Source organism: Intestinirhabdus alba, assembly GCF_009711095.1.
GTDB lineage: Bacteria > Pseudomonadota > Gammaproteobacteria > Enterobacterales > Enterobacteriaceae > Intestinirhabdus > Intestinirhabdus alba.
The window spans coordinates 32728-59022 of sequence record NZ_WMJZ01000006.1 but is presented as its reverse complement, the minus strand read 5'-3'; the positions used below and the strand labels follow the sequence as shown (position 1 = coordinate 59022).

Sequence of the window (26295 nt, the reverse complement as noted above, 5' to 3'; positions counted from 1 at the left end):
ATTAAACCTCGTCCACGGAATGGCCTTTCAGCGCGCTGCGGACCGACTGGTCCATGCGGCGAGCGGCAAATTCCTGGGTTTGCTTGTCTACGTTTTTAATGGCTTGTTCTATGGCGTCAACGTCGTCGCCCCGCGCCGCCGCGCTCAGGCTTTCGGCAGCAGCATCAATGGCCTGGCGTTCCGCCGGGCTGAGCAGCCCCGCGTCCGCCGCCAGCGCGCCGGAGAGGCTTTCCAGCACCCGGGCCGCCTCAACCTTCTGCTCCGCCAGCATGCGGGCTTTGACGTCCTGCTCGGCAAAGCTCATCGAATCCTGAATCATGGCGGCGATTTCGGTGTCCGTCAGGCCGTAGGAGGGTTTGACCTGAACAGAGGCCTCCACCCCGGTGGATTTCTCCATCGCAGTGACGCTCAGCAGGCCGTCGGCATCCACCTGGAAGGTGACGCGAATATGCGCCCCGCCGGCGGGCAGCGCCGGGATGCCGCGCAGGGCAAAGCGCGCCAGCGAGCGGCAGTCCTGCACCAGCTCGCGTTCGCCCTGCATCACGTGGATCGACATCGCGGTCTGGCCGTCCTTAAAGGTAGTAAAATCCTGGGCGCGCGCCACCGGAATCGTGGTATTACGCGGGATCACTTTCTCCACCAGGCCACCCATGGTTTCAAGGCCCAGCGACAGCGGGATCACGTCGAGCAGCAGCATTTCGCTGTCCGGCTTGTTGCCGACCAGAATATCCGCCTGAATCGCCGCGCCGATGGCGACCACTTTATCCGGGTCGATGGCGGTCAACGGCGTGCGGCCAAAGAATTCGCCCACCCGCTCGCGCACCAGCGGTACGCGGGTGGAGCCACCTACCATCACCACCTCCAGCACCTCCTGCGCCTCAACGCCCGCGTCCTTCAGGGCGCGGCGGCAGGCCAGCAGCGTGCGCTTCACCAGCGCGGAGATAAGATCGTTAAACCGTTCGCGGGTGATGTCGCCCTGCCAGCCGGCGACGCTGACCTTCACCGCTTCGGCGTCGCTAAGGGCGATTTTCGCCGCGATGGCGGCGTCCAGCAGCTCGCGCTGCAGGCGATTGTCGCTGCGATCGGCGAGGCCCGCCCGCTCGCGAATGTGATCCGCCAGCAGATGGTCAAAATCGTCGCCGCCGAGGGCGGAGTCGCCGCCGGTCGCCAGCACTTCAAACACCCCGCGGCTCAGGCGCAGAATGGAGATATCAAAGGTGCCGCCGCCGAGATCGTAGACCGCAATAACCCCCTCTTTGCCGGAGTCGAGGCCGTAGGCGATGGCCGCCGCGGTCGGCTCGTTGAGCAGGCGCAAAACGTGCAGCCCCGCCAGCCGCGCGGCGTCCCTGGTGCCCTGGCGCTGCGCGTCGTCAAAATAGGCCGGAACGGTAATCACCACCCCGTCCAGCTCGCCGGAGAGCGACTCGGTGGCCCGCGCCGCCAGCGCCTTCAGGATATCGGCGGAAACCCGCACCGGGTTCAGCAGGCCCGCCGCCGTTTCAATCATCGGCAGGCCGTTGGCGCTGGCCTGAAAACGGTAGGGCAGATGCGGGTAGCGGCTCTGAATATCGGCCAGCGAGCGGCCCATCATCCGTTTTACCGAGCTGATGGTGTTGGCGGCATCCAGCGCCGCGTTGTCGCGGGCGGCGTAGCCTACCGTGTGGCCCTGCGGCTGATAGTGAACCACTGAGGGCAGCAGGTGATGGCCGTCGCGATCGGCGAGCGTTTCCGCCTGTCCGCTGCGAACGGTCGCAACCAGGGAGTTGGTGGTGCCTAAGTCGATGCCCGCCGCCAGACGATGCTGATGCGGCGCGGCGCTCAGACCAGGCTCACTGATTTGTAATAAGGCCATATTCGCTTCCGGAATTTAAAAATCGTGCAGCTTCTCTTCAAGCTGTTCTGCTGAATGGCGCAGTTTATCGAGAAAGCGCAGTTTACGCACGGTGTCCGCCGCCGTCTCCCACGCCTCGCTGTTCAGCTGCTCCACCATCTGCTGATGGCGGGTATCAAACATTGTCTTTACGCGGCTCATCAGGGATTCCAGCCGCGCTTCATCTTTTGCCTGTTCAATGTCGTCAAGCTCCTCGCGCAGCGTCAGCTGCTCCATAAGAAACGCCGTGTCGCGGACCGTATGCTGTTCGCTGGCCAGATCGAAACCGTGCAGGGAGAGGAGATATTCGGCGCGCGTCAGAGGATGGCGCAGCGTTTGCCAGGCCTGGTTAATGGTGGCCGACTGCTGTACAGCGGCAAGCTGTTCCGCCTGCGTTCCGCTGGCGAATTTATCAGGATGGTACTGACGTTGCAGATCCTGAAAACGCAGGCTCAGCGCCTGGGTATCGAGCGGGTAACGAGCCGGTAAGCCAAAGAGGGTGAAGTAGTCCATAACATTCTCAGGGCAGCGATCTCCGACGATAGCGGAGAATCAGGAATACCGTTGCAGGAAGCGGGCTGACGGATGAATCCCCGGCGCTTACGGAAGGCAAACGGCCGGAAAGAGCAAGCGCAGCCTGCGCCTCTGCAACGTAAAGCATGACCAGTACGCGATAGCCCCTACGCGCAGGAGGCCCGGGCGGGGCTATCGGTAAACAGGTTACACCTGGAAACTTTCGCCGCAGCCGCACTCGTCTTTCACGTTCGGGTTGCTGAATTTGAACCCTTCGTTCAGACCTTCTTTAACGAAGTCCAGCCGCGTACCGTCCAGAAATTGCAGGCTCTTGCCGTCGATCACGACCTTCACGCCTTTGTCTTCAAACACGGTATCTTCGGCAGCCGGTTCATCAACAAATTCCAGTACATAAGCCATACCAGAGCAGCCGGAGGTTCTTACGCCCAGGCGCAGACCGAACCCTTTACCACGGTTGGCCAGAAAGGTAGTTACTCGCGCTGCTGCACTGTCGCTAAGTGTAATCGACATAACAAAACCTCAATTCTTATTTTGCTTCACGTTTGCTTTTGTAATCCGCAATAGCGGCTTTGATTGCGTCTTCTGCCAGGATGGAGCAGTGAATTTTCACCGGCGGCAGCTCAAGCTCATCGGCAATATCGGTGTTTTTGATCGCCTGCGCTTCGTCCAGCGATTTTCCCTTCACCCACTCGGTGACCAGAGAGCTGGAGGCGATGGCGGAACCGCAGCCGTAGGTTTTAAAACGCGCGTCCTCAATGATACCCTCATTGTTGACTTTTATCTGTAGCTTCATCACGTCGCCGCAGGCCGGTGCTCCCACCATGCCGCTGCCGACGTTCTCGTCGCCGTTGTCAAAGGAGCCCACGTTACGTGGATTCTCGTAGTGATCGATTACTTTTTCGCTGTAAGCCATGATGAATTCTCCTTACCGATGCCGATTAATGGTGTGACCACTCGATGCTGTTCAGATCCACGCCCTGCTTGTGCATTTCCCACAGCGGGGAAAGCTCGCGCAGGCGGCCGATGGATTTGCGAACCAGGTCAATGGTGTAATCAATCTCATCGCTGGTGGTAAAACGCCCCAGAGAGAAACGAATAGAACTGTGCGCCAGCTCGTCGGTCATACCCAGCGCGCGCAGCACGTAGGATGGTTCGAGGCTCGCGGAGGTGCAGGCGGAGCCGGACGAAACCGCCAGGTCTTTTAACGCCATGATCAGCGACTCGCCTTCAACGTAGTTAAAGCTGACGTTCAGGATGTTCGGCGCGCCCTGTTCGAGATCGCCGTTCAGGTAGACCTCTTCCAGATCCTTCACGCCGTTCCACAGGCGGTTGCGCAGCTCGCGCAGGCGCGCCATCTCGCTGGCCATCTCTTCTTTGGCGATGCGGTAGGCTTCGCCCATGCCGACGATCTGGTGAACCGGCAGGGTGCCGGAGCGCATACCGCGCTCGTGGCCGCCGCCGTGCATCTGCGCCTCGATGCGTATCCGCGGCTTACGGCGCACGTACAGCGCGCCGATGCCTTTCGGACCGTAGATTTTGTGGCCGGAGAAGGACATCAGGTCCACCTTCAGCTGGCTTAAGTCGATAGGCAGCTTGCCCACGCTCTGGGTGGCGTCAACGTGATAGACGATGCCGCGCGCCCGGCACATTTCGCCGATGGTGGCGATATCCTGCACCACGCCGATTTCGTTGTTCACGTGCATGATGGAGACGAGGATAGTGTCGTCGCGCATTGCCGCCTCAAGCTCTTTCAGGTCGATGATCCCGTTGCGCTGCGGTGCCAGGTACGTGACCTCAAACCCTTCACGTTCCAGCTGGCGACAGGTGTCAAGCACGGCCTTGTGTTCGGTTTTGCTGGTGATGATGTGCTTGCCTTTTTTCTGATAAAAGTTGGCTGCGCCTTTAATCGCCAGGTTATCGGACTCCGTCGCGCCGGAGGTAAAAACGATTTCGCGCGGGTCAGCGCCGACCAGCTCGGCTATCTGGTTACGGGCGATATCCACCGCCTCTTCCGCCTGCCAGCCGAAACGGTGTGAACGGGAGGCCGGATTACCAAAGGTCCCGTCCAGGGTGAGAAACTGCATCATTTTCTCGGCAACACGCGGATCCACCGGCGTGGTTGCGGAGTAGTCGAGATAAATCGGTAATTTCATTGCTCTTAAACTCCGTACATCACTCAATGCAAGGAACCAGGCAACCGGCTGGATGTACGACCGTGTTAACGGGACCTGGAGGCCCCGGCCTGACTCTACAATCTTATTATCGTTGCCTGACCGCGTTGAATTTCAGCAAGGCGGTAGCTGCGTATCTTTCCCGAGCCCTGCCTCAGCAGGCGGCCGGGGTGAACCGCCGATGCCGCCCGCGGCGGAATCAGGCGCGAAGCTTAACGTCGATCGCCTCCTGGGCACGACCCGCACGCGGAGCGTCATGAGTATGCTGCCGACCGGAGACGTCCCGGACTTCCTGATTTCTAACCAGCTCGCCCAGGGTGATGTTGTTGAGAAAGCCGGTCAGGCGGTCGCTCAGATCGCGCCACAGCGCGTGGGTCAGGCATTTATCGCCCCCCTGGCAGCCGCCTTTGCCCTGACAGCGGGTGGCGTCAACCGACTCGTCGACCGCGCTGATCACTTCTCCTACCGCGATGCTGCCCGCATCTTTGCCGAGCAGATAGCCGCCGCCCGGCCCGCGGACGCTGGATACCAGGCCATTTTTACGCAAACGGGAAAATAGCTGCTCCAGGTAGGAAAGCGAAATTCCCTGACGTTCAGAGATGTCGGCTAACGGCACCGGGCCAGATTCAGAATTGAGCGCAACGTCCAGCATTGCGGTCACGGCGTAACGCCCTTTCGATGTCAGTCTCATGTCTTACTTAACCTCAAACACGCCCCTGCCCGGGGTTTTTTATTGTAAAATGGGGGTCTTGCATAGCAGGAGCAAGTCTGACATTCCCGACTAAAACAGTCAACTATTTACTTGACTGGATTAGTCGGGTATTTAACCTTCAGCACAGTTTTGAACTTCCCGGCGGCGCGGCTTCCGTCCGCCGGGCCTGGTTACCTCTGCGCCGACGGTCTTAGCTTCCTTTATGCTCATCGACAGAAGCCAGTATGCCGCGCAGGATGTTCAGCTCCTGGCTCTCCGGGCGGGCGCGGGTAAACAGACGACGCAGCTTGTTCATCACCTGTCCGGGATGGTTTTCGCGAATAAAACCGGTCGCCACCAGGGTCTGCTGCAGATGCTCATAAAAACGCTCCAGATCGTCCACCAGCGGATAGGGCGTCTCTTCAGGCCGCTCTCCGGCGCTCTCTTCCTGCGCCAGCCACGCCATGCGCACCTCATAAGCGATAACCTGTACCGCCATCGCCAGATTCAGCGAGCTGTACTCCGGGTTTGCGGCGATCGCCACGTGGTAGTGGCACTTCTGCAGCTCGTCGTTGGTCAGGCCGACGCGCTCGCGTCCGAAAACCAGCGCCACCGGCGCGCTCGCCGCCTCCACCACGCTTTTCAGCCCGCACTCGCGCGGATCGAGCATCGGCCACGGCAGCGTCCGGGAGCGGGCGCTGGTGCCCACCACCAGACTGCAGCCGGCCAGCGCTTCGTCGAGCGTTCCGACGATCTGTGCATTGCCGATGACGTCGCTGGCCCCCGCCGCCAGGGCGATGGCCTGAGAGTCGGGTTTGACCAGCGGGTTCACCAGCCACAAATTAGTTAATCCCATGGTCTTCATGGCGCGGGCCACGGAACCCATATTGCCGGTATGAGAGGTTTCGACCAGCACAATTCGAATATTTTGCAGCATTGTCTCTCTTCAGTTAAAAGGTTATTCCGCGATCCCTGTTATACCGCAGGTCGCATGTGCGTTGGCTTTATTCGGCCCAGGGCCTCCCCCTGAAGGGCCGCCGCCAGCGGCGTTCAAATCGGCTAAGCCGATTTGTTCTCTGACCACGCACGGTACAGGTTTCCGGTCCGAATCCCGAAGGGCCGCCAACGATGTTCGCAATTGATTAACGGAGACAGCCTAACATAAAACCAGGACATATTCCGAATTTGCTGCTATACTCCGCGCCGTTTTCCCCGTTCTTTAACATCCAGTGAGAGAGACCGATGCATCCGATGCTGACCATCGCCGTGCGCGCCGCGCGCAAGGCGGGTAATATAATTGCCAAAAACTATGAAACTCCGGACGCCGTAGAGGCGAGCCAGAAAGGCAGTAACGATTTCGTGACCAACGTGGATAAGGCCGCCGAAGCGGTGATTATCGACACCATTCGCAAATCTTACCCGCAGCACACCATCATCACCGAAGAAAGCGGTGAACATATTGGTGAAGATCAGGATGTTCAATGGGTTATCGATCCGCTGGATGGCACCACCAACTTTATCAAGCGCCTGCCGCACTTCGCGGTATCTATCGCCGTACGCATTAAAGGCCGTACGGAAGTCGCCGTGGTTTACGATCCGATGCGCAACGAACTGTTCACCGCTACCCGCGGCCAGGGCGCGCAGCTGAACGGCTACCGTCTGCGCGGCAGCAACGCCCGCGATCTGGACGGCACCATTCTGGCCACCGGCTTCCCGTTCAAGGCCAAACAGCATGCGGCCACCTATATCAATATCGTCGGCAAGCTATTCACCGAATGCGCGGACTTCCGCCGCACCGGCTCCGCCGCGCTGGATCTGGCCTATGTGGCGGCCGGCCGCGTTGACGGTTTCTTTGAGATTGGCCTGCGTCCGTGGGATTTCGCCGCGGGCGAGCTGCTGGTACGCGAAGCGGGCGGCATCGTCAGCGACTTCACCGGCGGCCATAACTACATCATGACCGGCAACCTCGTGGCGGGTAACCCGCGCGTAGTGAAATCGATGCTGGCCTCTATGCGCGATACGCTGAGCGACGCGCTGAAGCGCTAATGCGCCGACGCCGGGCGCTGCCAGCACGTCCGGCGTCGTTAATCAAAACGGTCTTCCCCCGCTTCCCGTTGCTGCCGTACTCGCCCACATCACGCCCGCCGCCGCGATCAGTATCATGCCGCCGGCCAGCGCCAGCGTAGCCCAGCCGATCTGCCGCCAGAGTGCGGGAGCCTTATGGCCGCTCAGCTTTACCGCCAGGGTGCGGAAACTGTGGGTCAGCACCGCCAGCGCGCTAACCGTCAGCGATGTGCCTGCGGCCATCGCCAGCGCCGAGGCCATTCCCCAGGCAAAAACGCCGATTACCTTGCTGAACAGCAGCACCATAATCGCCCCGGAGCAGGGCCGCATCCCCATCGACAGAATAATCATCAGCCGGGCGCGGCGGTCATCTTCACTCTGCAGCCGCTCCGGCGTCGGCAGATGCTGATGTCCGCAGCCGCAGCCCTGCGAGTGGGCGTGGTGCGGCGTCAATGTGCTGAACGTCGGCCGCCCCGCCAGGGCAAGCAGCTTTTTCAGCGCCCGCCAGCAAAGAATAACGCCCAGCGCGCCGACCAGCCCATAGCTTACCCTCTCCAGCCAGAAGCTGCTCAGGTGAAGCTGCCGCGCCGGAAGCCGGAACACCATCAGCACCGCCACGACCAGCGCGATCGCCACCAGCCCCTGCAATAGAGAGGAGGCCAGCGTCAGGAAAATGCCCGACCGGAGCTTCGACGGATGGGTCGCCAGCCAGGTGGCGATCACCACCTTGCCGTGCCCCGGCCCCAGCGCGTGGAACACCCCGTACATAAAGCTGAACAGCAGCAGCGGCCCGCCCGCCTGCGCCGGTTTAGCGGCCACCGCCTTCAGCAGTCCGCTCATCTGCTGATTGACCTCCCGCTGCCAGAGCACGCTTTTTACCATCACCTGCGGCCATGCCTGCCACAGCCAGAGTCCTCCCGCCGCCAGAAGCAGCAGAAACAGCGCCAGCGGCCAGAGCGCCAGCCCGCGGCGGCTTTGCCGAAGGAGCGGAGAAATTATCGACATTGCAGCGTCACCTTCTGCGCAAACTGTTTACCTAAATTCATATCCTCCGGCGGGGCGTCCGCTCTGTCGAGGGACTGCGCAAAGCTCAGCATCTCTTCGCCGGGCGTCGGGGTCTCTACGACAATCCGGCAGCGCCCCTCCAGATTCTGCGGCAGCGAGGCGTCTTTCTCCTCCGCATAGCTCATATCCACATAATAAGAGGGGTCGAAGGTCGAAAAGGTATAGCTCTCTCCGCCAAGCGGCTGCGGCTCGGCCAGCGGCAGCACAAAGGTCAGCACCGCCTGATGGCCCTCTCTGGTCAGCGAGTAGGTCGTCGGCCGCTTTTGCAAGGCCACCGGCTTATCACCACGCCACAGCTCAGTGAAATAGTGCTGCGCCAGCACGTTGGCCATCACCTCCGTCGCCAGCCTTTTCCAGACTGCCGAACCGGGCTGCGCGTCCCCCGCGTCGTAGAGCAGATCGGCGGAAGTCAGCTCATCCATCGCCCAGCGCATCTGCAGCGCCACGAGGCTGTCATTTTCGCTCACCGGCTGCGTTTGCAGATAAATAAAGCTGTGAGGATGGGCACCGACGCCCGCGGACAGTACGGCGAGAAAAAATATCAGCGCGGCGCGTTTAATAGGTTGCATCTCTTCTCCATAGCAAAAATCCGGGCCAGCCAGAAATCCTCTGAATTATTTACGCATCCTGCCGAGGCGCAAAGCGTTTTTGAGCGGGCGGGAGTGCGTACCGCCTGCCCTGTGACGGATATCCAGCCTGATGACGCTGCGGTGAGGATAACATTCAACACCTTCCTGGGGGCACAGATTCTGGTCTCGATTCAGTTCTCAATTTTGCAAATTTCCTCTGCCGCCAGCCAGCCTGAAAGCAGACTGCGGAGGATCGTTAAAACATCAAATGATAACGATCAGTTAAATTTATGTTTAAATAAACATTTAATTTAACAGAAAAACCCCTGCACTGTATGTGCATTCAGGTTCAATTTAACTATTTTTTAACCAATATTTATCTAAAAATTAACTTTGGCGGATGTATATCACACTTTCTGCATTTGCTGTTCATTACCTCTTTCCTTCATTGTTAACCTCACGGCGTGACATGCCCTGACCCTGATAAAAGGTACAACGATGAAATTCAAACTCGCATTACTCAGTGCAACCCTGGTTTCTGCATGCATGTTGTCCGGCACGTCCTTTGCAGCGGAAAAATATGAAATTGCCGTAGTTGCCAAAGTGACCGGTATCCCTTGGTTCAACCGGATGGAAACCGGCGTCAACGAAGCGGCTAAGAAGCTGGACGTACACGCCTACCAGACCGGTCCTTCTACTCCCGATCCGGCCCAGCAGGTGAAGGTTATTGAGGATTTGATCGCCAAGAACGTGAACGCGATTATCGTGGTTCCTAATGACGCCAAAGTGCTTGAGCCGGTGCTGAAAAAGGCGCGGGAGAAGGGGATCGTCGTTCTGTCCCACGAATCACCCGATCAGCAAATTGGTCAGTGGGATATCGAAACCATCGACAGCGAAAAATACGCTCAGGCCAACGTTGATGAGCTGGCTAAAAATATGGGCGGTAAAGGCGGCTATGCCCTCTACGTCGGCTCGCTGACCGTGCCGTTACATAACGCCTGGGCCGATTTCGCCATTAAATACCAGAAAGAAAAATACCCGGAAATGTTCGAAGTGACGTCGCGCCTGCCGGTCGCTGAGAGCATTGATAAATCTTACGCCACCACGCTGGATCTGATGAAAACTTATCCGCAGATGAAAGGGATTATCGGCTTCGGCTCGCTGGGCCCGATCGGTGCCGGACAGGCGGTTCAGAAGAAGCGCGCTAAGGATAAGATTGCCGTGGTCGGTATTGCCATGCCGGGCCAGGCGGCACCTTACCTGATGCGTGGAGATATCAAAAAAGCGCTGCTGTGGGACCCCAAAGACGCGGGATACGCGCTGGTCACGGTAGCTAACCAACTGCTGCAGGGCAAAGAAGTGACTCAGGATCTGTCCATCGACGGTTTAGGCAAAGCCGACGTCGATATGGAGAAAAAGGTGATCCGCTTTAATAAAATACTCGAAGTCACCAAAGACAACGCCCAGTCGCTCGGTTTCTGAGGCCTTAAGCCCACACCAGGGAAACCCGTCGCCGGCCGCCCGGCCGGCGCTATCTACAAAAACTAACGCTAAGCGTCCGGACGGACGCTCGCAGGGGTATTGTCCATGACAGACACCACCGCATTTATCACTCTTGAGAATATCAGCAAGCAATTCCCGGGCGTGCTGGCGCTGGATAACGTGAATCTGACCCTGGAAAAAGGGGAGGTTCACTGTCTGGCGGGCCAAAACGGCTGCGGTAAAAGCACCATCATTAAGGTGATCTCCGGCGTGTATCAGCCGGAAAAAGGGGCGCAGATTTTGCTCGACGGCAAGCTGTTCCACCACCTGACCCCGCAGCTCTCATCGCACTACGGCATCCAGGTCATCTATCAGGATCTGTCGCTGTTTCCCAACTTCAGCGTGGCGGAGAATATTGCGGTTAACCGCTATCTCCCCGGCGGCGATATCTGGGTGCGCCGGGGTGCCATGCGGCGACAGGCGCTGGCCGCAATGAAGCGCATCGGCGTCACCATCGATCCGGATAAAAAGGTTGAGAAGCTCTCCATCGCCGACCGCCAGCTGGTGGCCATCTGCCGGGCCATTGCCGCCGACGCGCGCCTGGTCATTATGGATGAGCCAACCGCCTCCCTGACGCGCCAGGAGGTCAACGGCCTGCTGCGGGTGGTTAACGAACTGAAGGCGGACGGCATCTGCGTGGTCTTCGTCAGCCACCGTCTTGACGAGGTCATGGAGGTGGCGGATCGCATCAGCGTCATGCGCGACGGCAGGCTGGTGGGCACTTACCCGGCCAGCGACCTCGACAGCCACGAGCTGGCCTTCCTGATGACCGGCCAGCGCTTCCACTACAGCCCGCTGCCGGAGAAGCCTCCCGTCGAACAAAAGCCCCTGCTGGAGCTGCGCAACCTGAGCCGCAAGGGGAAATATCACAACGTCAGCCTGTCGCTGCGCGGCGGCGAAATTGTCTCCATCGTGGGTCTGCTGGGGGCCGGGCGCACCGAGCTTTGCCTGAGCCTGTTCGGCATGACCCGCCCGGAGAGCGGCGAAATGCTGATCGACGGCGAGCCGGTCCGGCTACGCAACAACCACGACGCCATCCGGCACGGCATCGGCTACGTCTCGGAGGATCGCCTGACCCAGGGGCTGATCATGGAGCAGTCGATTTATGACAACACCATCGTCACGGTCTTCGACCAGCTGCATACCCGCAGCGGGCTGCTCGATCACGGCAAGGCCCAGCGGCTGGTGGCCCGCCTGATCCGCGAGCTGAATATTAAAGTGTCCGATCCACAGCTGCCGGTCAAAACGCTCTCCGGCGGCAACGCCCAGCGCATCGCCATTGCCAAATGGGTGGCCACCAGCCCGCGTATCCTGATTCTGGATTCGCCGACGGTGGGCGTGGACATCGCCAACAAAGAGGGGATTTACCAGATTGCCCGCGATCTTGCCGAACAGGGGATGGCGGTGCTGATGATCTGCGATGAAATTCCGGAGGCCTACTACAACAGCCACCGCGTGCTGGTCATGCGGCGCGGGGAGCTGGTGGCCGAATTTAACCCTCATCGCTGCCGCGAAGAGGAGATCGCTGAGGTGGTCGAGGTAATCAATGAATAACAGTCATCTCTCCCGTTTGATCGGGCAACATGAATTCTGGCTGGGGCTGCTGGTGGTTGCGCTGGCGGTCGGGCTGAGCATCAGCACCGACGAGTTCCTCTCGCTGGGCAACCTGACGGACGTCGCCACCAGCTACGCCATTCTCGGCATCCTCGCCTGCGGGCTGTTCGTGGTGTTAATTTCCGGCGGAATCGACATTTCGTTTCCCGCCATGACCGCCATCGCCCAGTACGCCATGGCGAGCTGGGTAATCGCCCACGGCGGCAACTTCGCGCTGGCGCTGCTGATCGCCGTTGCGGTCGGGCTGCTCCTCGGGCTGATCAACGGCTTTCTGGTCTACTGGCTGCGCGTGCCGGCGATTATCATCACCATCGCCACGCTGAACGTCTTCTACGGCCTGCTGGTCTACGCCACCAAAGGCACCTGGCTGTACGGCTTCCCCGACTGGTTTATGAACGGCATCAACTGGCTGTCGTTTACCGCAGCGGACGGCTACGACTATGGCCTGACCCTGCCGCTGCTCTGCCTGGGGGCAACCATCGTTATCACCGCCGTGCTGATGAATGCGACCCGCCTCGGCCGCCAGATTTACGCCATGGGCGGCAACCGCGATGCGGCTTCGCGTCTCGGAATGAACCTGCTGAAGCTGCACTTCTACGTCTACGGCTATATGGGCATTCTCGCCGGCGTCGCCGCCGTGGTGCAGGCGCAGATCACCCAGTCGGTCGCGCCAAACTCGCTGCTCGGCTTTGAGCTGACGGTGCTGGCGGCGGTGGTGCTCGGCGGCACCAGTATGAGCGGCGGCCGCGGTACGCTGACCGGCACGCTGCTCGGCGTGATCCTGCTGGCCTTTTTACAAAACGGCCTGACCCTGCTCGGGGTCTCCTCCTACTGGCACACCGTGTTCAGCGGCGTCATTATCCTGGTCAGCATCAGCGCCACGGCCTGGAACGAAAAACGCAAACTGGCAAGGGAGCTTTAAGATGAAAACATTGACCCGATTCTTACCCGGTGATGCCATCATCCGCCTGCAGTGCGTGATTATTGTCGTGGTGGCGTTGGCCTTCTCGATCCTGCTTGGCGGCCGCTTCTTCAGCATCGCCAACTTCCAGTCCATTGGCTCCCAGCTGCCGATCCTCGGTATGCTGGCGCTGGGCATGGGCATAACCATGCTGACGGGCGGTATTAACCTGTCGATTATCGCCGGGGCCAACGCCTGCTCGCTGGTGATGGCGGCGGTGATCGTCAGCCATCCGGATAACCCGCTGTTCCTGGCGCTGGCGCTGCTGGCGGGCGTGGCGGTAGCGGTGGCGATCGGCACCCTGAACGGCGCGCTTATCGCCTGGGTCGGCGTCTCGCCGATTCTCGCCACCCTCGGCACGATGACGCTGATTTCCGGCCTGAATATTCTGCTCTCCAACGGGACGGTGATCTCCGGCTTCCCGAACGCCATTCAGTACCTCGGCAACGCCACGATTGCCGGTATTCCGGTAGCGCTGCTGCTGTTTCTGCTGGTGGCGCTGCTGCTGTGGGTGCTGCTGGAGCACACCACTCTCGGACGCAGCCTCTACCTGGTCGGCTCCAATGAGCAGGCCACCCGCTACAGCGGCGTCAATACCGTGCGGGTGCAAATCTCCGTCTACATCATCTCCGCCCTGCTGGGCTGGGCGGCGGCCATTCTGATGATGGCCAAATTTAACTCTGCAAAGGCCGGTTACGGCGAGTCTTACCTGCTGGTGACCATTCTCGCTTCCGTTCTCGGCGGCATTAACCCGGACGGCGGCTTCGGGCGCATTATCGGCCTGGTGCTGGCGCTTGTGGTGCTGCAGATGCTGGAGAGCGGCTTTAACCTGCTGGGGATCAGTAGCTATCTCACCATGGCGCTCTGGGGCGCGGTGCTGATCCTCTTTATCGCATTACAGAATCGTAAAGCCTGATTTCAGGAGAAAAAATATTATGGCGAGCTATTTCATTGGTGTGGATGTAGGAACCGGAAGCGCCCGCGCAGGCGTATTTGATCTCAACGGCAGAATGGTCGGCCAGGCCAGTCGTGCCATTGAAATTTACCGTCCGCAGGCCGATTTTGTTGAGCAATCTTCAGACAACATCTGGCAGGCGGTGTGCAACGCCGTTCGCGACGCCATTAACCAGTCGGATATCAACCCCATCCAGGTTAAAGGGCTGGGGTTTGACGCCACCTGTTCGCTGGTGGTACTGGACAAAGAGGGCAAGCCGCTGACCGTCAGCCCCTCCGGGCGCAGCGAGCAGAACATTATCGTGTGGATGGATCACCGCGCCATCACCCAGGCTGAGCGCATTAACGCCCTGCACCATCGGGTGCTGGAGTACGTTGGCGGCATCATCTCTCCGGAAATGCAGACCCCGAAGCTGCTGTGGCTGAAGCAGCATATGCCGAACACCTGGGCCAACGCCGGCTACTATTTTGACCTGCCGGATTTTCTGACCTGGCGCGCCACCAACGACGATACGCGCTCGCTCTGCTCCACCGTCTGCAAATGGACCTACATGGGCCATGAGGACAAATGGGACGCCAGCTATTTCCGCGAGATTGGTCTGGAAGATCTGCTGGAGCACGACGCGGAAAAAATTGGCCGCTATGTGAAAAAGATGGGCGAACCGCTCGGCCACGGCCTGACCCAGCGCGCCGCCAGCGAAATGGGGCTGGTGCCGGGCACCGCGGTCAGCGTCTCGATCATTGACGCCCACGCCGGCACCCTCGGCACGCTGGGGGCCTGCGGGGTTACCGGCGAGGTGGCCGACTTCGATCGCCGGGTGGCGCTGATTGGCGGCACCTCCACCGGCCATATGGCTATCTCTAAAGAGCCGCGTTTCATCGGCGGCGTCTGGGGGCCGTACTACTCGGCGATCCTGCCGGAGTACTGGCTGAACGAAGGCGGACAGTCGGCGACCGGGGCGCTGATCGATCACGTGATTCAGTCGCATCCCTGCTACGACGCCCTGCTGGCGCAGGCGAAAAGCCAGCAGCAGACTATTTATGAAGTCCTGAACGCGCTGCTGCGTAAAATGGCCGGCGAGCCTGAGAATATCGCCTTCCTGACCCGCGATATGCACATTCTCCCCTACTTCCACGGCAACCGTTCGCCGCGCGCTAACCCGACGCTGACCGGAGCGATTACCGGCCTGAAGCTCTCCCGCACGCCGGAAGATATGGCGCTGCAGTACCTGGCGACGATTCAGGCGATAGCCTTAGGCACCCGGCATATTATTGAAACCATGAACCAAAGCGGCTACAGCATTGACACCATTATGGCCAGCGGCGGCGGGACCAAAAACCCGATCTTCGTTCAGGAGCACGCCAACGCCACCGGCTGCGCGATGCTGCTGCCGGAAGAGAGCGAGGCGATGCTGCTGGGCGGGGCCATGATGGGCACCCTCGCCGCCGGGGTGTTTGACACCTTCCCGGAAGCCATGTCGGCAATGAGCCGGATTGGCAAAACGGTGACTCCGCAGACCAACAGCATTAAGCAGTACTATGACCGTAAGTACCGGGTTTTCCACGAGATGTACCAGGATCATATGAAGTATCGTCAGCTGATGCAGGAGGGAGCATGAACAGCGCATGGCAACAGGCCAGCCGCGTCTGGCGGCTCTACAGCGAGGCGCTGGCGGGACTTGAGCAGCATCTGAGCATGGTCCAGTGGCAGGCGCTGCTGGACGAGTTGCGCGGCTGCCGGGGTAAAATCGTGGTGACCGGCGTTGGCACCTCCGGCGTGGCGGCGCGCAAGGTGGCGCATATGCTCGCCTGCGTTGAGCGCCCGGCTATTTATCTGAACGCCACCGACGCCGCCCATGGCGATCTGGGGTTTTTACGCGCCGACGACCTGGTCATCATGCTGTCGCGCGGAGGCAACTCCGACGAGCTTACCCGACTGCTGCCGGGCCTGGCGACGAAAAACGTCCCGCTGCTCAGCGTCACTGAAAATGCGGATTCAGCTATTGCAAAGGCCTCCCGGCTGGTTATCTCCACGGGCGTTCAGCAGGAGGCGGACCCGCTGAATATGCTGGCGACCACCTCCATCATACTGGTGCTGGCGATTTTCGACGCCGCCTGCGCCTGCCTGATGAGCGAGAGCGACTATTCGAAAGAGACGCTGTTAACGGTACATCCGGGGGGCGACGTCGGATTAACCCTGAGCCGGAATCCGGACAGCCTGTAATCCGCACGCGCCTGAAACGGGCCAGAACTCCCGCGTAGCCGACGGGAAACATGGCCTGAGCGAACCTCTGCTCCGCCGGAACCCGGCGGAGCGTTTGCCTCCGGCAAGAGATAAAACAGCAAAAAAACGCGCCCTGACGCTGCGTTTCACTCCCTTTACCCGCCCAGTCCGTTAAAAATTCTGTGACCGCCCCCGGCATTCCTAGCGTAAAGATGCACATTCATGAAATTTATGAAAACCACTTTGCTATTCTTAATGGGTATATTTAAGGGAGACCCGACGGATGATGTCAGCGCCTGTTTCAACATCTGTACTTTCTGCTCCCCAGCGCCGCTGCCAGGCGCTGCTGACGCTTTTCCAGCCGTGGCAAGCCGCCACGACGGAGGCGATCGGCGCGCTGAACGGCGTCGATGAAGAGAGGGTGCGTGAGGACATCAGCGAAACGGGGCTGGAGATCCAGCGCTATCATCGACTCACCATTCAGCCGGGTCAGAACGGCGGCTACCGGATTGAAGGAACGGCGCTCGATCAGCGCCTCTGTCTTTTACACTGGCTCAGGCGCGGCCTGCGCCTGTGCCCGGCGTTTGTCGCGCGTCAATTTACCCCGGCGCTCAAGGCCGAGCTTAAGCAGCGCGGCATTGCGCGCACGCTGTATGACGATACCAACCTGCAGGCGCTGATTAACCTCTGCGCCCGCCGCCTGCAAAAGCCGTTTGAGCGCCACGACGTGCATTTCCTGCGCCTCTATCTGCAATACTGCCTGCTGCAGCACCATGCGGGCTTCTCGCCAACGTTCACGCCGGCGCAGCGGCAGTGGGCGCAGTCCTGTATGGAGTATCAGCTGGCGCAGGAAATTGGCCGCCACTGGCAGCGGCGGGTAATGCAAACCGCCCCGCCGGACGAAGCGCTGTTTATGGCGCTGCTGTTTTCAATGATCCGCATTCCCGATCCCGGCCGCGACGACCATCAGCAGGCCCGACGCCTGCGTCCGGCGGTCGCCCGCCTGGCCCGGCGCTTTCGCGAAGCGGGCAACGTCCGCTTCAGCGACGAACAGGGGCTGACCCATCGCCTTTACGTGCACCTGGCCCAGGCGCTGAACCGCAGCCTGTTCGCTATTGGCATCGATAACGCGCTGCCGGAGGAGTTCTCCCGCCTCTATCCCCGCCTGATGCGCACCACCCGAGAGGCCCTGAGCGACTTTGAAAAGGAGTTCGCGGTGCGGTTTTCCGAGGAAGAGACCGGGCTGGTGGCGGTGATCTTCGGCGCATGGATGATGCAGGAAAACGCGCTGCACGAAAAACAGATCCTGTTGCTGACCGGCCGCGACAGCGTGCTGGAGGCGCAAATTGAGCGACAGCTGCGAGAGCTAACCCTGCTGCCGCTCAATATCCGGCATATGCCGGTGCAGGCGTTCCGGACGTCGGGATCGCCGCGCGGCGTGGCGCTGATCGTCACGCCCTGGACCACGCCGCTGCCGCTCTTTTCGCCGCCGCTGATCCACGCCGACCGGACCCTGACGGCACATCAGCAGCAGCAGATCCGCAGAATGCTGGAATCAGACTGAGGCGGCCACCTTTGGCCGCAGCACCATCGCCGGCAGCGCCACCAGCGCCATAACCCAGAATACGCCGTGGCCAAGGTGCTGATAGAGGAAGCCGGCAAACACGGTCATCACGGCGATGCTGCCCCCCATTGCCACCGCGGAGTAGACCGCCTGCAGGCGTATAACCTCGCTGCCCTGGCGGGTGGCGATATAGCGCATCGCCGCCAGATGGCAGACGGTAAAGGTGCCGCAGTGCAGGATTTGCGTCACGATAAGCCACGGCAGCGCGGTGGTCCAGCCCATCAGCCCCCAGCGCACCACGCCGCAGAGGGCGGACAGCAGCAGCAGATCGCGGGCGCTGAAGCGGCGGAAAAGCCGGTTGCTCAGGGCAAAGATAATCACCTCCGCCACGACGCCCAGCGACCATAAATAGCCCACCGCCGAGGCGGAATAACCGGCCCCCTGCCAGTAGATGGCGCTAAAGCCGTAGTAGGCGGCGTGAGCCCCCTGCAGCAGGCAGACGCAGGCGAGAAAGCGCCAGCTCTGGGCGATCAGCGACCGCCAGGCGGGCCAGCCGGCGTGCTGCCGATCGCGGCTGCTCCCCTGCGGCAGGATATGCGGGCGCAGCAGCATCCCCAGCAGCATTGAGGCGATGCCGAGGATCAGCAACGCCAGGATGGCCTGATGGCCATAGAGGCTCACCAGCTTTCCGGCCAGCGCCGAGCCGATGACAAAGGCCACTGAGCCCCACAGCCGTACGCGGCCGTAGTCCATAACGATCTGCTTTTGCCAGGTATTGGCCAGCGCGTCGGTAAGGGGCACCAGCGGGGAAAAGAAGAGGTTAAAACCGATCATCACCACCATCAGCCACGCCACGTGGGTTCCCGCCCGGAAGGCCAGCACAAAGAGCAGCGCCAGCAGGGCCAGGATGCGCAGCGCGGCAATCAGCCGGGAAGGATCGCTCACCCGTGGAGCAATCAGCAGGCTGCCGAGAAAACGCGCCACCAGCCCGGCACCAAGCAGAATGCCAATGGTTTCCGGCGTTAGCCCCATCCCCTTGAGCCAGACGCTCCAGAAAGGCAGAAAAATACCGTAGCTAAAGAAGTAGGTAAAATAAGCGAGCGCCAGCCAGCGCGTGGAGTGCAAAGCCATAATTCCTCCCGGTATGGAGGCGTTAGTCTGGCGAGAAAAAGGGGCCGACGCAAGCGTACATTAGGCTGTGTCCCTTAACCGGGCATGGCGTCGACGCTGAGTAATCAAGGCGGAGGGCGCAGCAAAATTATTCTGCTGACCGGGCATCCGGATTGGTCAGCCATCAAGAGAAAGGCTTCCCGAAGGAAGCCTCTGATTTGCTGACTAAAGAGGGAAAACGCGGTTCCCTGTCCGGGATCTCACTCAGGCATAAACCGGGAAACGCGCGCAGATGTCAAGGACTTTCCCCTTGATGCGCTCGATGACCGACTCGTCGTGAATGTTGTCCAGCACGTCGCACATCCAGCCGGCCAGCTCCTTCACTTCAGCCTCTTTGAAGCCGCGGCGGGTAACCGCCGGAGAGCCAATACGGATGCCGGAGGTGATAAACGGGCTTTTCGGATCGTTCGGCACGCTGTTTTTATTAACGGTGATGTTCGCCCGGCCCAGCGCGGCGTCCGCCTCTTTGCCGGTCAGGTTTTTATCAACCAGATCCAGCAGGAACAGGTGGTTGTCGGTGCCGCCGGAAACCACTTTATAGCCGCGGTTCAGGAACACCTCCACCATCGCTTTAGCGTTCTTCGCCACCTGCTGCTGATAGGTTTTAAACGCCGGCTCCATCGCCTCTTTCAGCGCAACGGCTTTGGCCGCGATAACGTGCATCAGCGGACCGCCCTGAGCGCCGGGGAAGACGGCAGAATTGAGTTTTTTGTACAGCTCCTCGCTACCGCCCTTCGCCAGGATCAGGCCGCCGCGCGGACCCGCCAGCGTTTTATGGGTCGTGGTGGTCACCACGTGGGCGTGCGGAACCGGGTTCGGGTAAACGCCTGCGGCAATCAGGCCGGCAACGTGGGCCATGTCGACGAACAGATAAGCCCCGACGCTGTCGGCGATGGAACGCATTTTCGCCCAGTCAACCACGCCGGAATATGCGGAGAAGCCGCCGATGATCATCTTCGGTTTGTGCTCCTGAGCCTGCTTCGCCATCTCCTCATAGTCAATTTTACCGTCTTCATCAATGCCGTAAGGGATGATGTTGTACAGCTTACCGGAGAAATTAACCGGGGAGCCGTGGGTCAGATGGCCGCCGTGGGCCAGGTTCATCCCCAGCACGGTATCGCCCGGTGCCAACAGCGCGGTATAAACGGCAAAGTTAGCCTGGGAGCCGGAGTGCGGCTGTACGTTGGCATAGTCAGCGCCGAACAGCGCCTTCGCGCGGTCGATCGCCAGCTGCTCAACGACGTCGACATATTCGCAGCCGCCGTAGTAGCGCTTGCCCGGATACCCTTCCGCATATTTGTTGGTCAGCTGAGAGCCCTGCGCCTGCATCACGCGCGGGCTGGTGTAGTTTTCGGAGGCGATCAGTTCAATATGCTCTTCCTGACGTACTTTCTCTTGCTCCATAGCCTGCCACAGTTCGGCATCATAATCGGCAATGTTCATTTCACGCTTTAACATCCGCATCTCCTGACTCAGCTAACGATAAAATTTTGGCCTTAAAGGGCGGTCCGGTTGGACAGCGGCACCCAGTATAACTGAATCACTTTGCGATAACAGGTCTTGACAGAGGATTGTACGAAAACGATTACCTGCACGCCGGACAAGGCTTTCGGGCTGACAGCAAAGCGCGCCGCCCGCGGATTTCTTTTCGGGATTGTGATAGCAGGTTTTCAACCCATTACATTTTAAAAGCAAAATGACAATGAACCATTTACAATGTAGGGACATTATTTATAAAATGTATTTTAAATACATTATAAAAGTTAAACAGAAAGGAAAACGCTATGCTTGATACTCAAACCATCGCCACCGTAAAGTCCACCATCCCCCTGCTGCTTGAAACCGGCCCCAAACTGACCGCCCATTTTTACGATCGTATGTTTGCTCATAACCCGGAGCTTAAAGAGATCTTTAACATGAGCAATCAGCGTAACGGTGCCCAGCGCGAAGCGCTGTTTAACGCGATTGCGGCCTACGCCAGCAACCTTGAGAACCTGCCGGCGCTGCTGCCCGCGGTCGAAAAGATTGCCCAGAAGCACACCAGCTTCCGCATCAAACCCGAACAGTACAACATCGTCGGCACGCACCTGCTGGCGACGCTGGACGAGATGTTCAGCCCCGGCCAGGAGGTGCTGGATGCCTGGGGCAAGGCGTACGGCGTGCTGGCTGACGTGTTTATCAACCGCGAAGCGGAAATCTACCGCGAGAGCGCGAGCAAAGCGGGCGGCTGGGAAGGCACCCGGGCGTTTCGCATTGCGGCAAAAACGCCGCGCAGCGCGCTGATTACCAGCTTCGAACTGGAGCCGGTCGACGGCGGTCCGGTGGCCGCCTATCGCCCCGGCCAGTATCTCGCGGTCTGGCTGAAGCCGGAGGGCTTTACCTGGCAGGAGATTCGTCAGTATTCGCTCACCCGCAGGGCGGACGGCAAAGGCTATCGCATCGCCGTGAAGCGCGAAGAGGGCGGACAGGTGTCAAACTGGCTACACCATCATGCGCAGCCGGGGGACGTGGTGCAGCTGGCCGCGCCGGCGGGCGATTTCTTTATGGACGTGGCTGACGACACGCCGGTAACGCTGATTTCGGCGGGCGTCGGCCAGACGCCGATGCTGGCGATGCTGGATACCCTGGCGCAGGCGCAGCATACCGCCCCGGTTAACTGGTTCCACGCGGCGGAGAACGGCACCGTTCACGCTTTCGCCGACGAGGTTCGCGAGCTGGGCGGCGCGCTGCCGCGCTTTACCGCCCATACCTGGTATCGCGTGCCGGACGAGGCGGATCGCGCCAGGGGCGCGTTTGACAGCGAGGGGCTGATGGATCTCCGCCCGCTGAAGGCGGCGATCGCCGATCCGGCGATGCAGTTTTATCTGTGCGGCCCGGTCGGCTTTATGCAGTTCGTCGCCGGGCAGCTGGTGGAGCTGGGCGTGAAGCACGACGCCATTCACTATGAGTGCTTTGGCCCACATAAGGTGCTGTAAGAAGAGAGTGAAGCGCCCTCCCCGTACGGGAGGGCGTTGAATCAGATTGCCGCGTCGTCCTCTTCGCCGGTGCGAATGCGGATCACCCGCGCCACGTCAAAGACGAAGATCTTACCGTCGCCGATTTTACCGGTCTGCGCCGTGCGAATAATGGTATCCACGCAGGTATCGACGATGTCGTCGGGCACCACGATTTCAATTTTTACCTTTGGCAGGAAGTCGACCATATATTCCGCGCCGCGATACAGTTCGGTATGCCCTTTCTGGCGGCCGAAGCCTTTTACCTCCGTCACCGTCATTCCGGTAATACCGACTTCCGCCAGCGCTTCGCGGACGTCGTCCAGCTTGAAGGGTTTAATAATCGCATCAATCTTTTTCATGGTGTTCCTTGAAAACGTCGCCTGTCTTTTACGCTCATAAACCTGGGCTGTGTCCCTTAACCGGGCATGACGTCGACGCTGAGCCAGAAGCGCGTAATCAAGGCGGAGGGCGCAGGACAGAGTGAACTCTGTTCAAGCCCGACAACGCCGAGTACGCACTTCTGGCTCGCGTCCCGCAGGGCTGGGGCCATTCAGGCCCGTTACCGTGTGACTCGCCGCGCATCCGGAAGCGCGGATCCTACGACTCGCGCCTTGCCCCGGTACTGAATGACTTCCAGCGACGCTCGCGGACGGTTAAGGGACACAGCCTAACATAATACGCCGGTCCGCCCAATCATTCACGGGGCTTCGCGGCGGCAAAGGATAAAAATCGCCCCGGCGCACGGCCGTTTACGAGGCGGGCTGAAACGCGAAGCTACTCTTTGAAGTCGTTCGCATCCAGCTCGTGACGGGAAAGCAATTTATAAAACTCCGTGCGGTTGCGCCCCGCCATCCGCGCCGCGTGGGTAACGTTGCCTTTAGTGATCTGCAGCAGCTTGCGCAGGTAGTTCAGCTCAAACTGATTGCGCGCCTCGGCAAAGGTCGGCAGCGCGGTATTTTCCCCCTCCAGCGCCTGCTCCACCAGCGCATCGCCAATCACCGGCGAGGAGGTCAGGGCCACGCACTGCTCAATGACGTTGACCAGCTGGCGCACGTTTCCCGGCCAGCTGGCGGTCATCAGCCGCTTCATCGCATCGGTCGAAAAGGCGCGGACGAACGGCTTGTGCCGCTCCGCCGCCTGACGCAGCAGCGTGTTCGCCAGCAGCGGAATATCCTCCGTGCGCTCGGCCAGGGCCGGGATCTTCAGGCTCACCACGTTCAGGCGATAGTATAAGTCTTCACGAAATTCGCCCCTGGCCATCGCCTTCGGCAGATCGCGGTGGGTGGCGGAGACGATCCGCACGTCGATATCGATATCCCGGTTGCTGCCGAGCGGCCTGACCTTGCGCTCCTGCAGCACGCGCAGCAGCTTGACCTGCAGCGGCGCGGGCATGTCGCCGATTTCATCAAGAAACAGCGTGCCCCCCTCCGCCGCCTGGAACAGCCCTTCACGGTTGCTCACCGCCCCGGTAAAGGCACCGCGGGCGTGGCCAAACAGTTCCGATTCCAGCAGCTGCTCCGGCAGCGCGCCGCAGTTGATGGCGACAAAGGGCTTGCCGCTGCGCGGGCTGGCGTTATGGATAGCCTGGGCGAAAATTTCCTTGCCGGTGCCGCTCTGGCCGTTAATCAGCACGCTGACGTCGGACTGCGCCACCATTCGCGCCTGCTCCAGCAGGCGCAGCATCAGGGGGCTGCGGGTGACGATAGCCGCGCGCCAGCCGTCGTCAACGGCAGGGGCAGACTGCTCCAGCGCCTCGTCGATGGCCTTATACAGCGCGTCTTTATCCACCGGCTTGGTCAGAAAGCTGAACACCCCTTTCTGGGTGGCCGCCACCGCCTCCGGAATCGAACCGTGGGCGGTAAGAATAATGACCGGCATCCCCGGCTGGAGCTTCTGGATCCCGGCAAACAGCTGCATACCGTCCATTTCGTCCATCCGCAAATCGCTGATCGTCAGATCCACCTTTTCGCGGTTCAGCACCCGCAGGGCCTCCGCGCCGCTTTCCGCCGTCACCACGCGGTATCCTTCGCTGGTCAGACGCATTCCGAGCAGCTTCAGCAGGCCCGGATCGTCATCCACCAACAGTAAATGCGCCGGTTTGCGGCTCATCATTGCGCTCCTTCTGCGGGGAGTGCCGGCTGGTCAGCAACATGCGGCGTCTCGGGAGCGTAGCTGCCTGCGGGCTTTCGGGAGGAGAGCTGGCGCTCAATATCGGTCAGGTTCTCCAGTTTGCGGGCGGTAAGCTCCAGCTGCTGCCGTAGCTGCTGCTGCTGCTGACGCAGCGCGTCCAGCTCTTCATCGCTGGTCTGCTGCAGCCTGCCGTAGCGCTGGCGCTCCTCGGCGAGCGCCAGCTGCAGCGCCTGGACGTCGCGCCAGACCTGATACAGCGGCCGCACCTGGGCCGGGATCTGCGAGCTTAATGCGTCCATCCGGGAGACGAACGCGCGCCGTTCCGGAGGGGTAATTTTAGCCTCAGCCAACAGCACGCCGCGCTTGAAGGCCCCCTGCCAGCTCTCGTCGTCAAAGGTGCGGGCCTTCGCGCGCGACTGGCCCGGCGACAGACGGGCAGCACAGTCAATGGCCCGCAGCCAGTACAGCGGGTTAGACTCCGTGGTCTGCCCCCGCAGCGCCCAGATATCCGCGCATTCGGTGGATAAATAATCCGCCAGCTGGGCGGAAGGGAGTCGCTGCTGCGCGTGGTCTGTGACGCTATGCGTTGCGGCGTGCGGCACACAGCCCAACAGCGCCAGGCACGGCGCACCCGCCAGCAGCAGGCGGCGGGCGAAAAATCGTTGAAAAATCCGAATAAAAACGTGTGGCATACTCACCAGGCTTAGCTTTGTTTTAATGGTTTCGACGCACAGAGCGGCAGCACGATGCGGAAACAGACCTCCTGCGCGCGCTCATCCACCAGATACAATTCCCCCCGCATACGGCGGATGCCGTCCCGGGCGATGCTCAGCCCCAGGCCGCTCCCCTTCACTGCGCCCTTCCGCTGGCGGCTGCCCTGGAAGAAAGGCTCGAAGAGCATGGTCCTCTCCTCTGGCGGGATCGGCGTACCGGTATTGGCGACATCAATGTGCACCGTCTGACCATGCAAGCTGCTGCGGATCCAGATGTTACCGGATTCATCGCCATAGTGCACCGCATTGGAATAAAGATTGTCCAGAACGCTCATTAGCAGCGTCGGTTCCGCAAGGCAGCGGCTCGCGGCCAGCGCCACCTCGGTATGCATAGATTTCGCACGGGCCGGCAGGCTGTGGGCGGCGACCACCATCTCCACCAGCGGTTCAATGTCCACGCTCTCCAGCTCGATGGCGCTATCGGCCAGCTTGCGGTTGTAATCGAGAAGCTGCTCAATCAGCTTTTGCAGGTTGCGGCTGCTGTTATCAAGAATAGTGACCACCTCCTTTTGCTCCGGCGTCAGCGCGCCGGCCACCCCGTCGGCCAGTAGCTCAGTGCCTTCGCGGATGCTGGCCAGCGGGGTTTTCAGTTCATGAGAGAGGTGGCGTAAAAACTGATGGCGCTGCGATTCAAGCCAGGAGAGACGTTCGCTCAGCCAGACGATCCGCTGCCCCACCGACCGCAGCTCGCTCGGCCCCTTAAACGAGGCGATACTGTCCAGCGAGCGCCCCTCCCCCAGCCGGTTGATCATCCCCTCGATCCCCTTCACCGGCCCGATAATCATTCGGGTGAACAGCAGCACCATCGCCAGGCTAACCAGAAACAGCCCCAGCGCCTGCCAGCCAAAGAACTGCCCGCGCTCTGCGATCTCCCGCTGCAGCTGCTGACCTCGTGAAAAGACCACCGCGCGGGTCGCCTGCACCATTTCGGCATTGGCGCTGGCGAAGGCTTCCAGACGCGCGGCGGCGGCGCTGTCCGGGCCGCTATTTTTACACTCAAGGCGGGCCAGGTCCTGCAGATCCTGGCGCAGCGCCTGGTAGAGCCGGCCGTCCGGCAGCACGCCCGCATGCGCCTCCAGCATTTCACTGTAGCGCTGGCGCTGGCTCTGATACACCTTCGCCAGCGTGGAATCGTCAAGCACGCAATACTGGCGGTAGCTGCGCTCCATCTCCAGCGCGGCGTTGGTCATCGCTTCGCTGCGGCGCGCGTCAATAAGCGTTGAACGGTTGGTCTGAGCCGCCTGGGCGCTGAGGGCGTTCAGGCTCTGCCACGCCTGCCAGGCCAGCACCAGCAGCGGCAGAAGGATCAGCAAAAACGCCAGCATAACCAGCTGTCGTAACGAACGGGGAAAAACGGACCAGCGCTTCAAAGCGTTATTCTCATCGGACAGGGATAAGCGGAT

25 protein-coding genes are annotated in these 26295 nt (G+C 60.5%); 10 read left to right on the top strand and 15 right to left on the bottom strand.

All coding sequences use genetic code 11. The features are described 5' to 3' along the window. Position 1 precedes the first annotated feature (1 nt). The 7 genes from hscA to trmJ form a co-directional block, all read right to left on the bottom strand. Positions 2–1852: a Fe-S protein assembly chaperone HscA gene (gene hscA, locus GJV78_RS06155; RefSeq protein ID WP_155107503.1), complete on the bottom strand. Its 1851-nt coding sequence runs from the start codon at positions 1850–1852 to the stop codon at positions 2–4. Between the two features lie 15 nt (positions 1853–1867). Beyond that, positions 1868–2383, bottom strand: a complete 516-nt coding sequence (hscB, locus tag GJV78_RS06150; protein WP_155107502.1) for a co-chaperone HscB — start codon at positions 2381–2383, stop codon at positions 1868–1870. A 207-nt stretch (positions 2384–2590) separates the two neighbouring features. Next, positions 2591–2914, bottom strand: coding sequence for an iron-sulfur cluster assembly protein IscA (gene iscA / locus GJV78_RS06145; RefSeq protein ID WP_155107501.1), 324 nt, complete (start codon positions 2912–2914; stop codon positions 2591–2593). Positions 2915–2930: 16 nt separating this feature from the next. Next, the gene (iscU, locus tag GJV78_RS06140; protein WP_155107500.1) at positions 2931–3317 is read right to left on the bottom strand and encodes a Fe-S cluster assembly scaffold IscU; all 387 of its coding nucleotides are present in this window, start codon (positions 3315–3317) and stop codon (positions 2931–2933) included. Between the two features lie 25 nt (positions 3318–3342). Then, positions 3343–4557: a cysteine desulfurase gene (iscS, locus tag GJV78_RS06135; RefSeq protein ID WP_155107499.1), complete on the bottom strand. Its 1215-nt coding sequence runs from the start codon at positions 4555–4557 to the stop codon at positions 3343–3345. A gap of 217 nt (positions 4558–4774) precedes the next feature. Then, positions 4775–5266, bottom strand: a complete 492-nt coding sequence (iscR, locus tag GJV78_RS06130) for a Fe-S cluster assembly transcriptional regulator IscR (RefSeq protein WP_155107498.1) — start codon at positions 5264–5266, stop codon at positions 4775–4777. A gap of 211 nt (positions 5267–5477) precedes the next feature. Beyond that, positions 5478–6203: a tRNA (cytosine(32)/uridine(32)-2'-O)-methyltransferase TrmJ gene (trmJ, locus tag GJV78_RS06125; RefSeq protein WP_155107497.1), complete on the bottom strand. Its 726-nt coding sequence runs from the start codon at positions 6201–6203 to the stop codon at positions 5478–5480. A 305-nt stretch (positions 6204–6508) separates the two neighbouring features. Between trmJ and suhB the strand changes: the two genes are divergently transcribed. Next, positions 6509–7312: an inositol-1-monophosphatase gene (gene suhB / locus GJV78_RS06120; RefSeq protein ID WP_155107496.1), complete on the top strand. Its 804-nt coding sequence runs from the start codon at positions 6509–6511 to the stop codon at positions 7310–7312. A 42-nt stretch (positions 7313–7354) separates the two neighbouring features. Here suhB and GJV78_RS06115 read toward each other — a convergent pair whose 3' ends face one another. Further along, positions 7355–8335: a nickel/cobalt transporter gene (locus GJV78_RS06115; RefSeq protein ID WP_155107495.1), complete on the bottom strand. Its 981-nt coding sequence runs from the start codon at positions 8333–8335 to the stop codon at positions 7355–7357. After that, entirely contained in the window at positions 8326–8964 is a 639-nt protein-coding gene (locus tag GJV78_RS06110) for a DUF1007 family protein (protein WP_155107494.1), read from the bottom strand. The genes GJV78_RS06115 and GJV78_RS06110 overlap by 10 nt, the downstream gene beginning before the upstream one ends. Between GJV78_RS06110 and GJV78_RS06105 the strand changes: the two genes are divergently transcribed. The 8 genes from GJV78_RS06105 to csiE all read left to right on the top strand — a co-directional run bounded on the left by GJV78_RS06105 (position 8959) and on the right by csiE (position 17823). Further along, positions 8959–9279 carry a hypothetical protein gene (locus GJV78_RS06105; RefSeq protein ID WP_155107493.1) on the top strand — a complete coding sequence of 107 codons (321 nt, stop codon included), beginning with the start codon at positions 8959–8961 and terminating at the stop codon, positions 9277–9279. The genes GJV78_RS06110 and GJV78_RS06105 overlap by 6 nt on opposite strands. A 183-nt stretch (positions 9280–9462) precedes the next feature. After that, positions 9463–10446 (top strand): autoinducer 2 ABC transporter substrate-binding protein, encoded by a 984-nt coding sequence (locus GJV78_RS06100; protein WP_155107492.1) that lies wholly within the window; start codon positions 9463–9465, stop codon positions 10444–10446. Positions 10447–10551: 105 nt separating this feature from the next. Then, a complete protein-coding gene (locus GJV78_RS06095) occupies positions 10552–12060 on the top strand; it encodes a sugar ABC transporter ATP-binding protein (RefSeq protein WP_155107491.1) in 1509 nt (502 codons plus the stop codon). Further along, entirely contained in the window at positions 12053–13042 is a 990-nt protein-coding gene (locus GJV78_RS06090; protein ID WP_155107490.1) for an ABC transporter permease, read from the top strand. The genes GJV78_RS06095 and GJV78_RS06090 overlap by 8 nt, the downstream gene beginning before the upstream one ends. Before the next feature lies 1 nt (position 13043). Beyond that, positions 13044–13997: an ABC transporter permease gene (locus GJV78_RS06085; RefSeq protein WP_155107489.1), complete on the top strand. Its 954-nt coding sequence runs from the start codon at positions 13044–13046 to the stop codon at positions 13995–13997. Between the two features lie 19 nt (positions 13998–14016). Then, positions 14017–15654, top strand: a complete 1638-nt coding sequence (locus tag GJV78_RS06080) for an FGGY-family carbohydrate kinase (protein ID WP_155107488.1) — start codon at positions 14017–14019, stop codon at positions 15652–15654. Then, positions 15651–16259, top strand: coding sequence for a KpsF/GutQ family sugar-phosphate isomerase (locus GJV78_RS06075; protein WP_155107487.1), 609 nt, complete (start codon positions 15651–15653; stop codon positions 16257–16259). Before GJV78_RS06080 ends, GJV78_RS06075 begins: the two co-directional genes overlap by 4 nt. Before the next feature lie 283 nt (positions 16260–16542). After that, positions 16543–17823: a stationary phase inducible protein CsiE gene (gene csiE / locus GJV78_RS06070; RefSeq protein WP_155107486.1), complete on the top strand. Its 1281-nt coding sequence runs from the start codon at positions 16543–16545 to the stop codon at positions 17821–17823. On the opposite strand, the gene GJV78_RS06065 is transcribed toward csiE, so the two are convergent. Continuing rightward, positions 17815–18954, bottom strand: a complete 1140-nt coding sequence (locus GJV78_RS06065) for a 3-phenylpropionate MFS transporter (protein WP_155107485.1) — start codon at positions 18952–18954, stop codon at positions 17815–17817. The two genes, csiE and GJV78_RS06065, sit on opposite strands and share 9 nt — an antisense overlap. Positions 18955–19197: 243 nt before the next feature. Then, positions 19198–20451, bottom strand: coding sequence for a serine hydroxymethyltransferase (gene glyA / locus GJV78_RS06060; protein ID WP_155107484.1), 1254 nt, complete (start codon positions 20449–20451; stop codon positions 19198–19200). A gap of 326 nt (positions 20452–20777) precedes the next feature. Here glyA and hmpA point away from each other — a divergent pair, with 326 nt between their 5' ends. After that, positions 20778–21968: an NO-inducible flavohemoprotein gene (gene hmpA, locus GJV78_RS06055; RefSeq protein ID WP_155107483.1), complete on the top strand. Its 1191-nt coding sequence runs from the start codon at positions 20778–20780 to the stop codon at positions 21966–21968. Between the two features lie 41 nt (positions 21969–22009). On the opposite strand, the gene glnB is transcribed toward hmpA, so the two are convergent. The 4 genes from glnB to qseE form a co-directional block, all read right to left on the bottom strand. Next, positions 22010–22348: a nitrogen regulatory protein P-II gene (gene glnB / locus GJV78_RS06050; protein WP_000717694.1), complete on the bottom strand. Its 339-nt coding sequence runs from the start codon at positions 22346–22348 to the stop codon at positions 22010–22012. A gap of 415 nt (positions 22349–22763) precedes the next feature. Continuing rightward, a complete protein-coding gene (glrR, locus tag GJV78_RS06045; RefSeq protein ID WP_167519397.1) occupies positions 22764–24098 on the bottom strand; it encodes a two-component system response regulator GlrR in 1335 nt (444 codons plus the stop codon). Continuing rightward, the gene (gene qseG / locus GJV78_RS06040) at positions 24098–24811 is read right to left on the bottom strand and encodes a two-component system QseEF-associated lipoprotein QseG (protein WP_155107481.1); all 714 of its coding nucleotides are present in this window, start codon (positions 24809–24811) and stop codon (positions 24098–24100) included. Before qseG ends, glrR begins: the two co-directional genes overlap by 1 nt. An 11-nt stretch (positions 24812–24822) precedes the next feature. Further along, positions 24823–26262, bottom strand: coding sequence for a two component system sensor histidine kinase QseE/GlrK (gene qseE, locus GJV78_RS06035; protein ID WP_155107480.1), 1440 nt, complete (start codon positions 26260–26262; stop codon positions 24823–24825). Positions 26263–26295 lie beyond the last annotated feature (33 nt).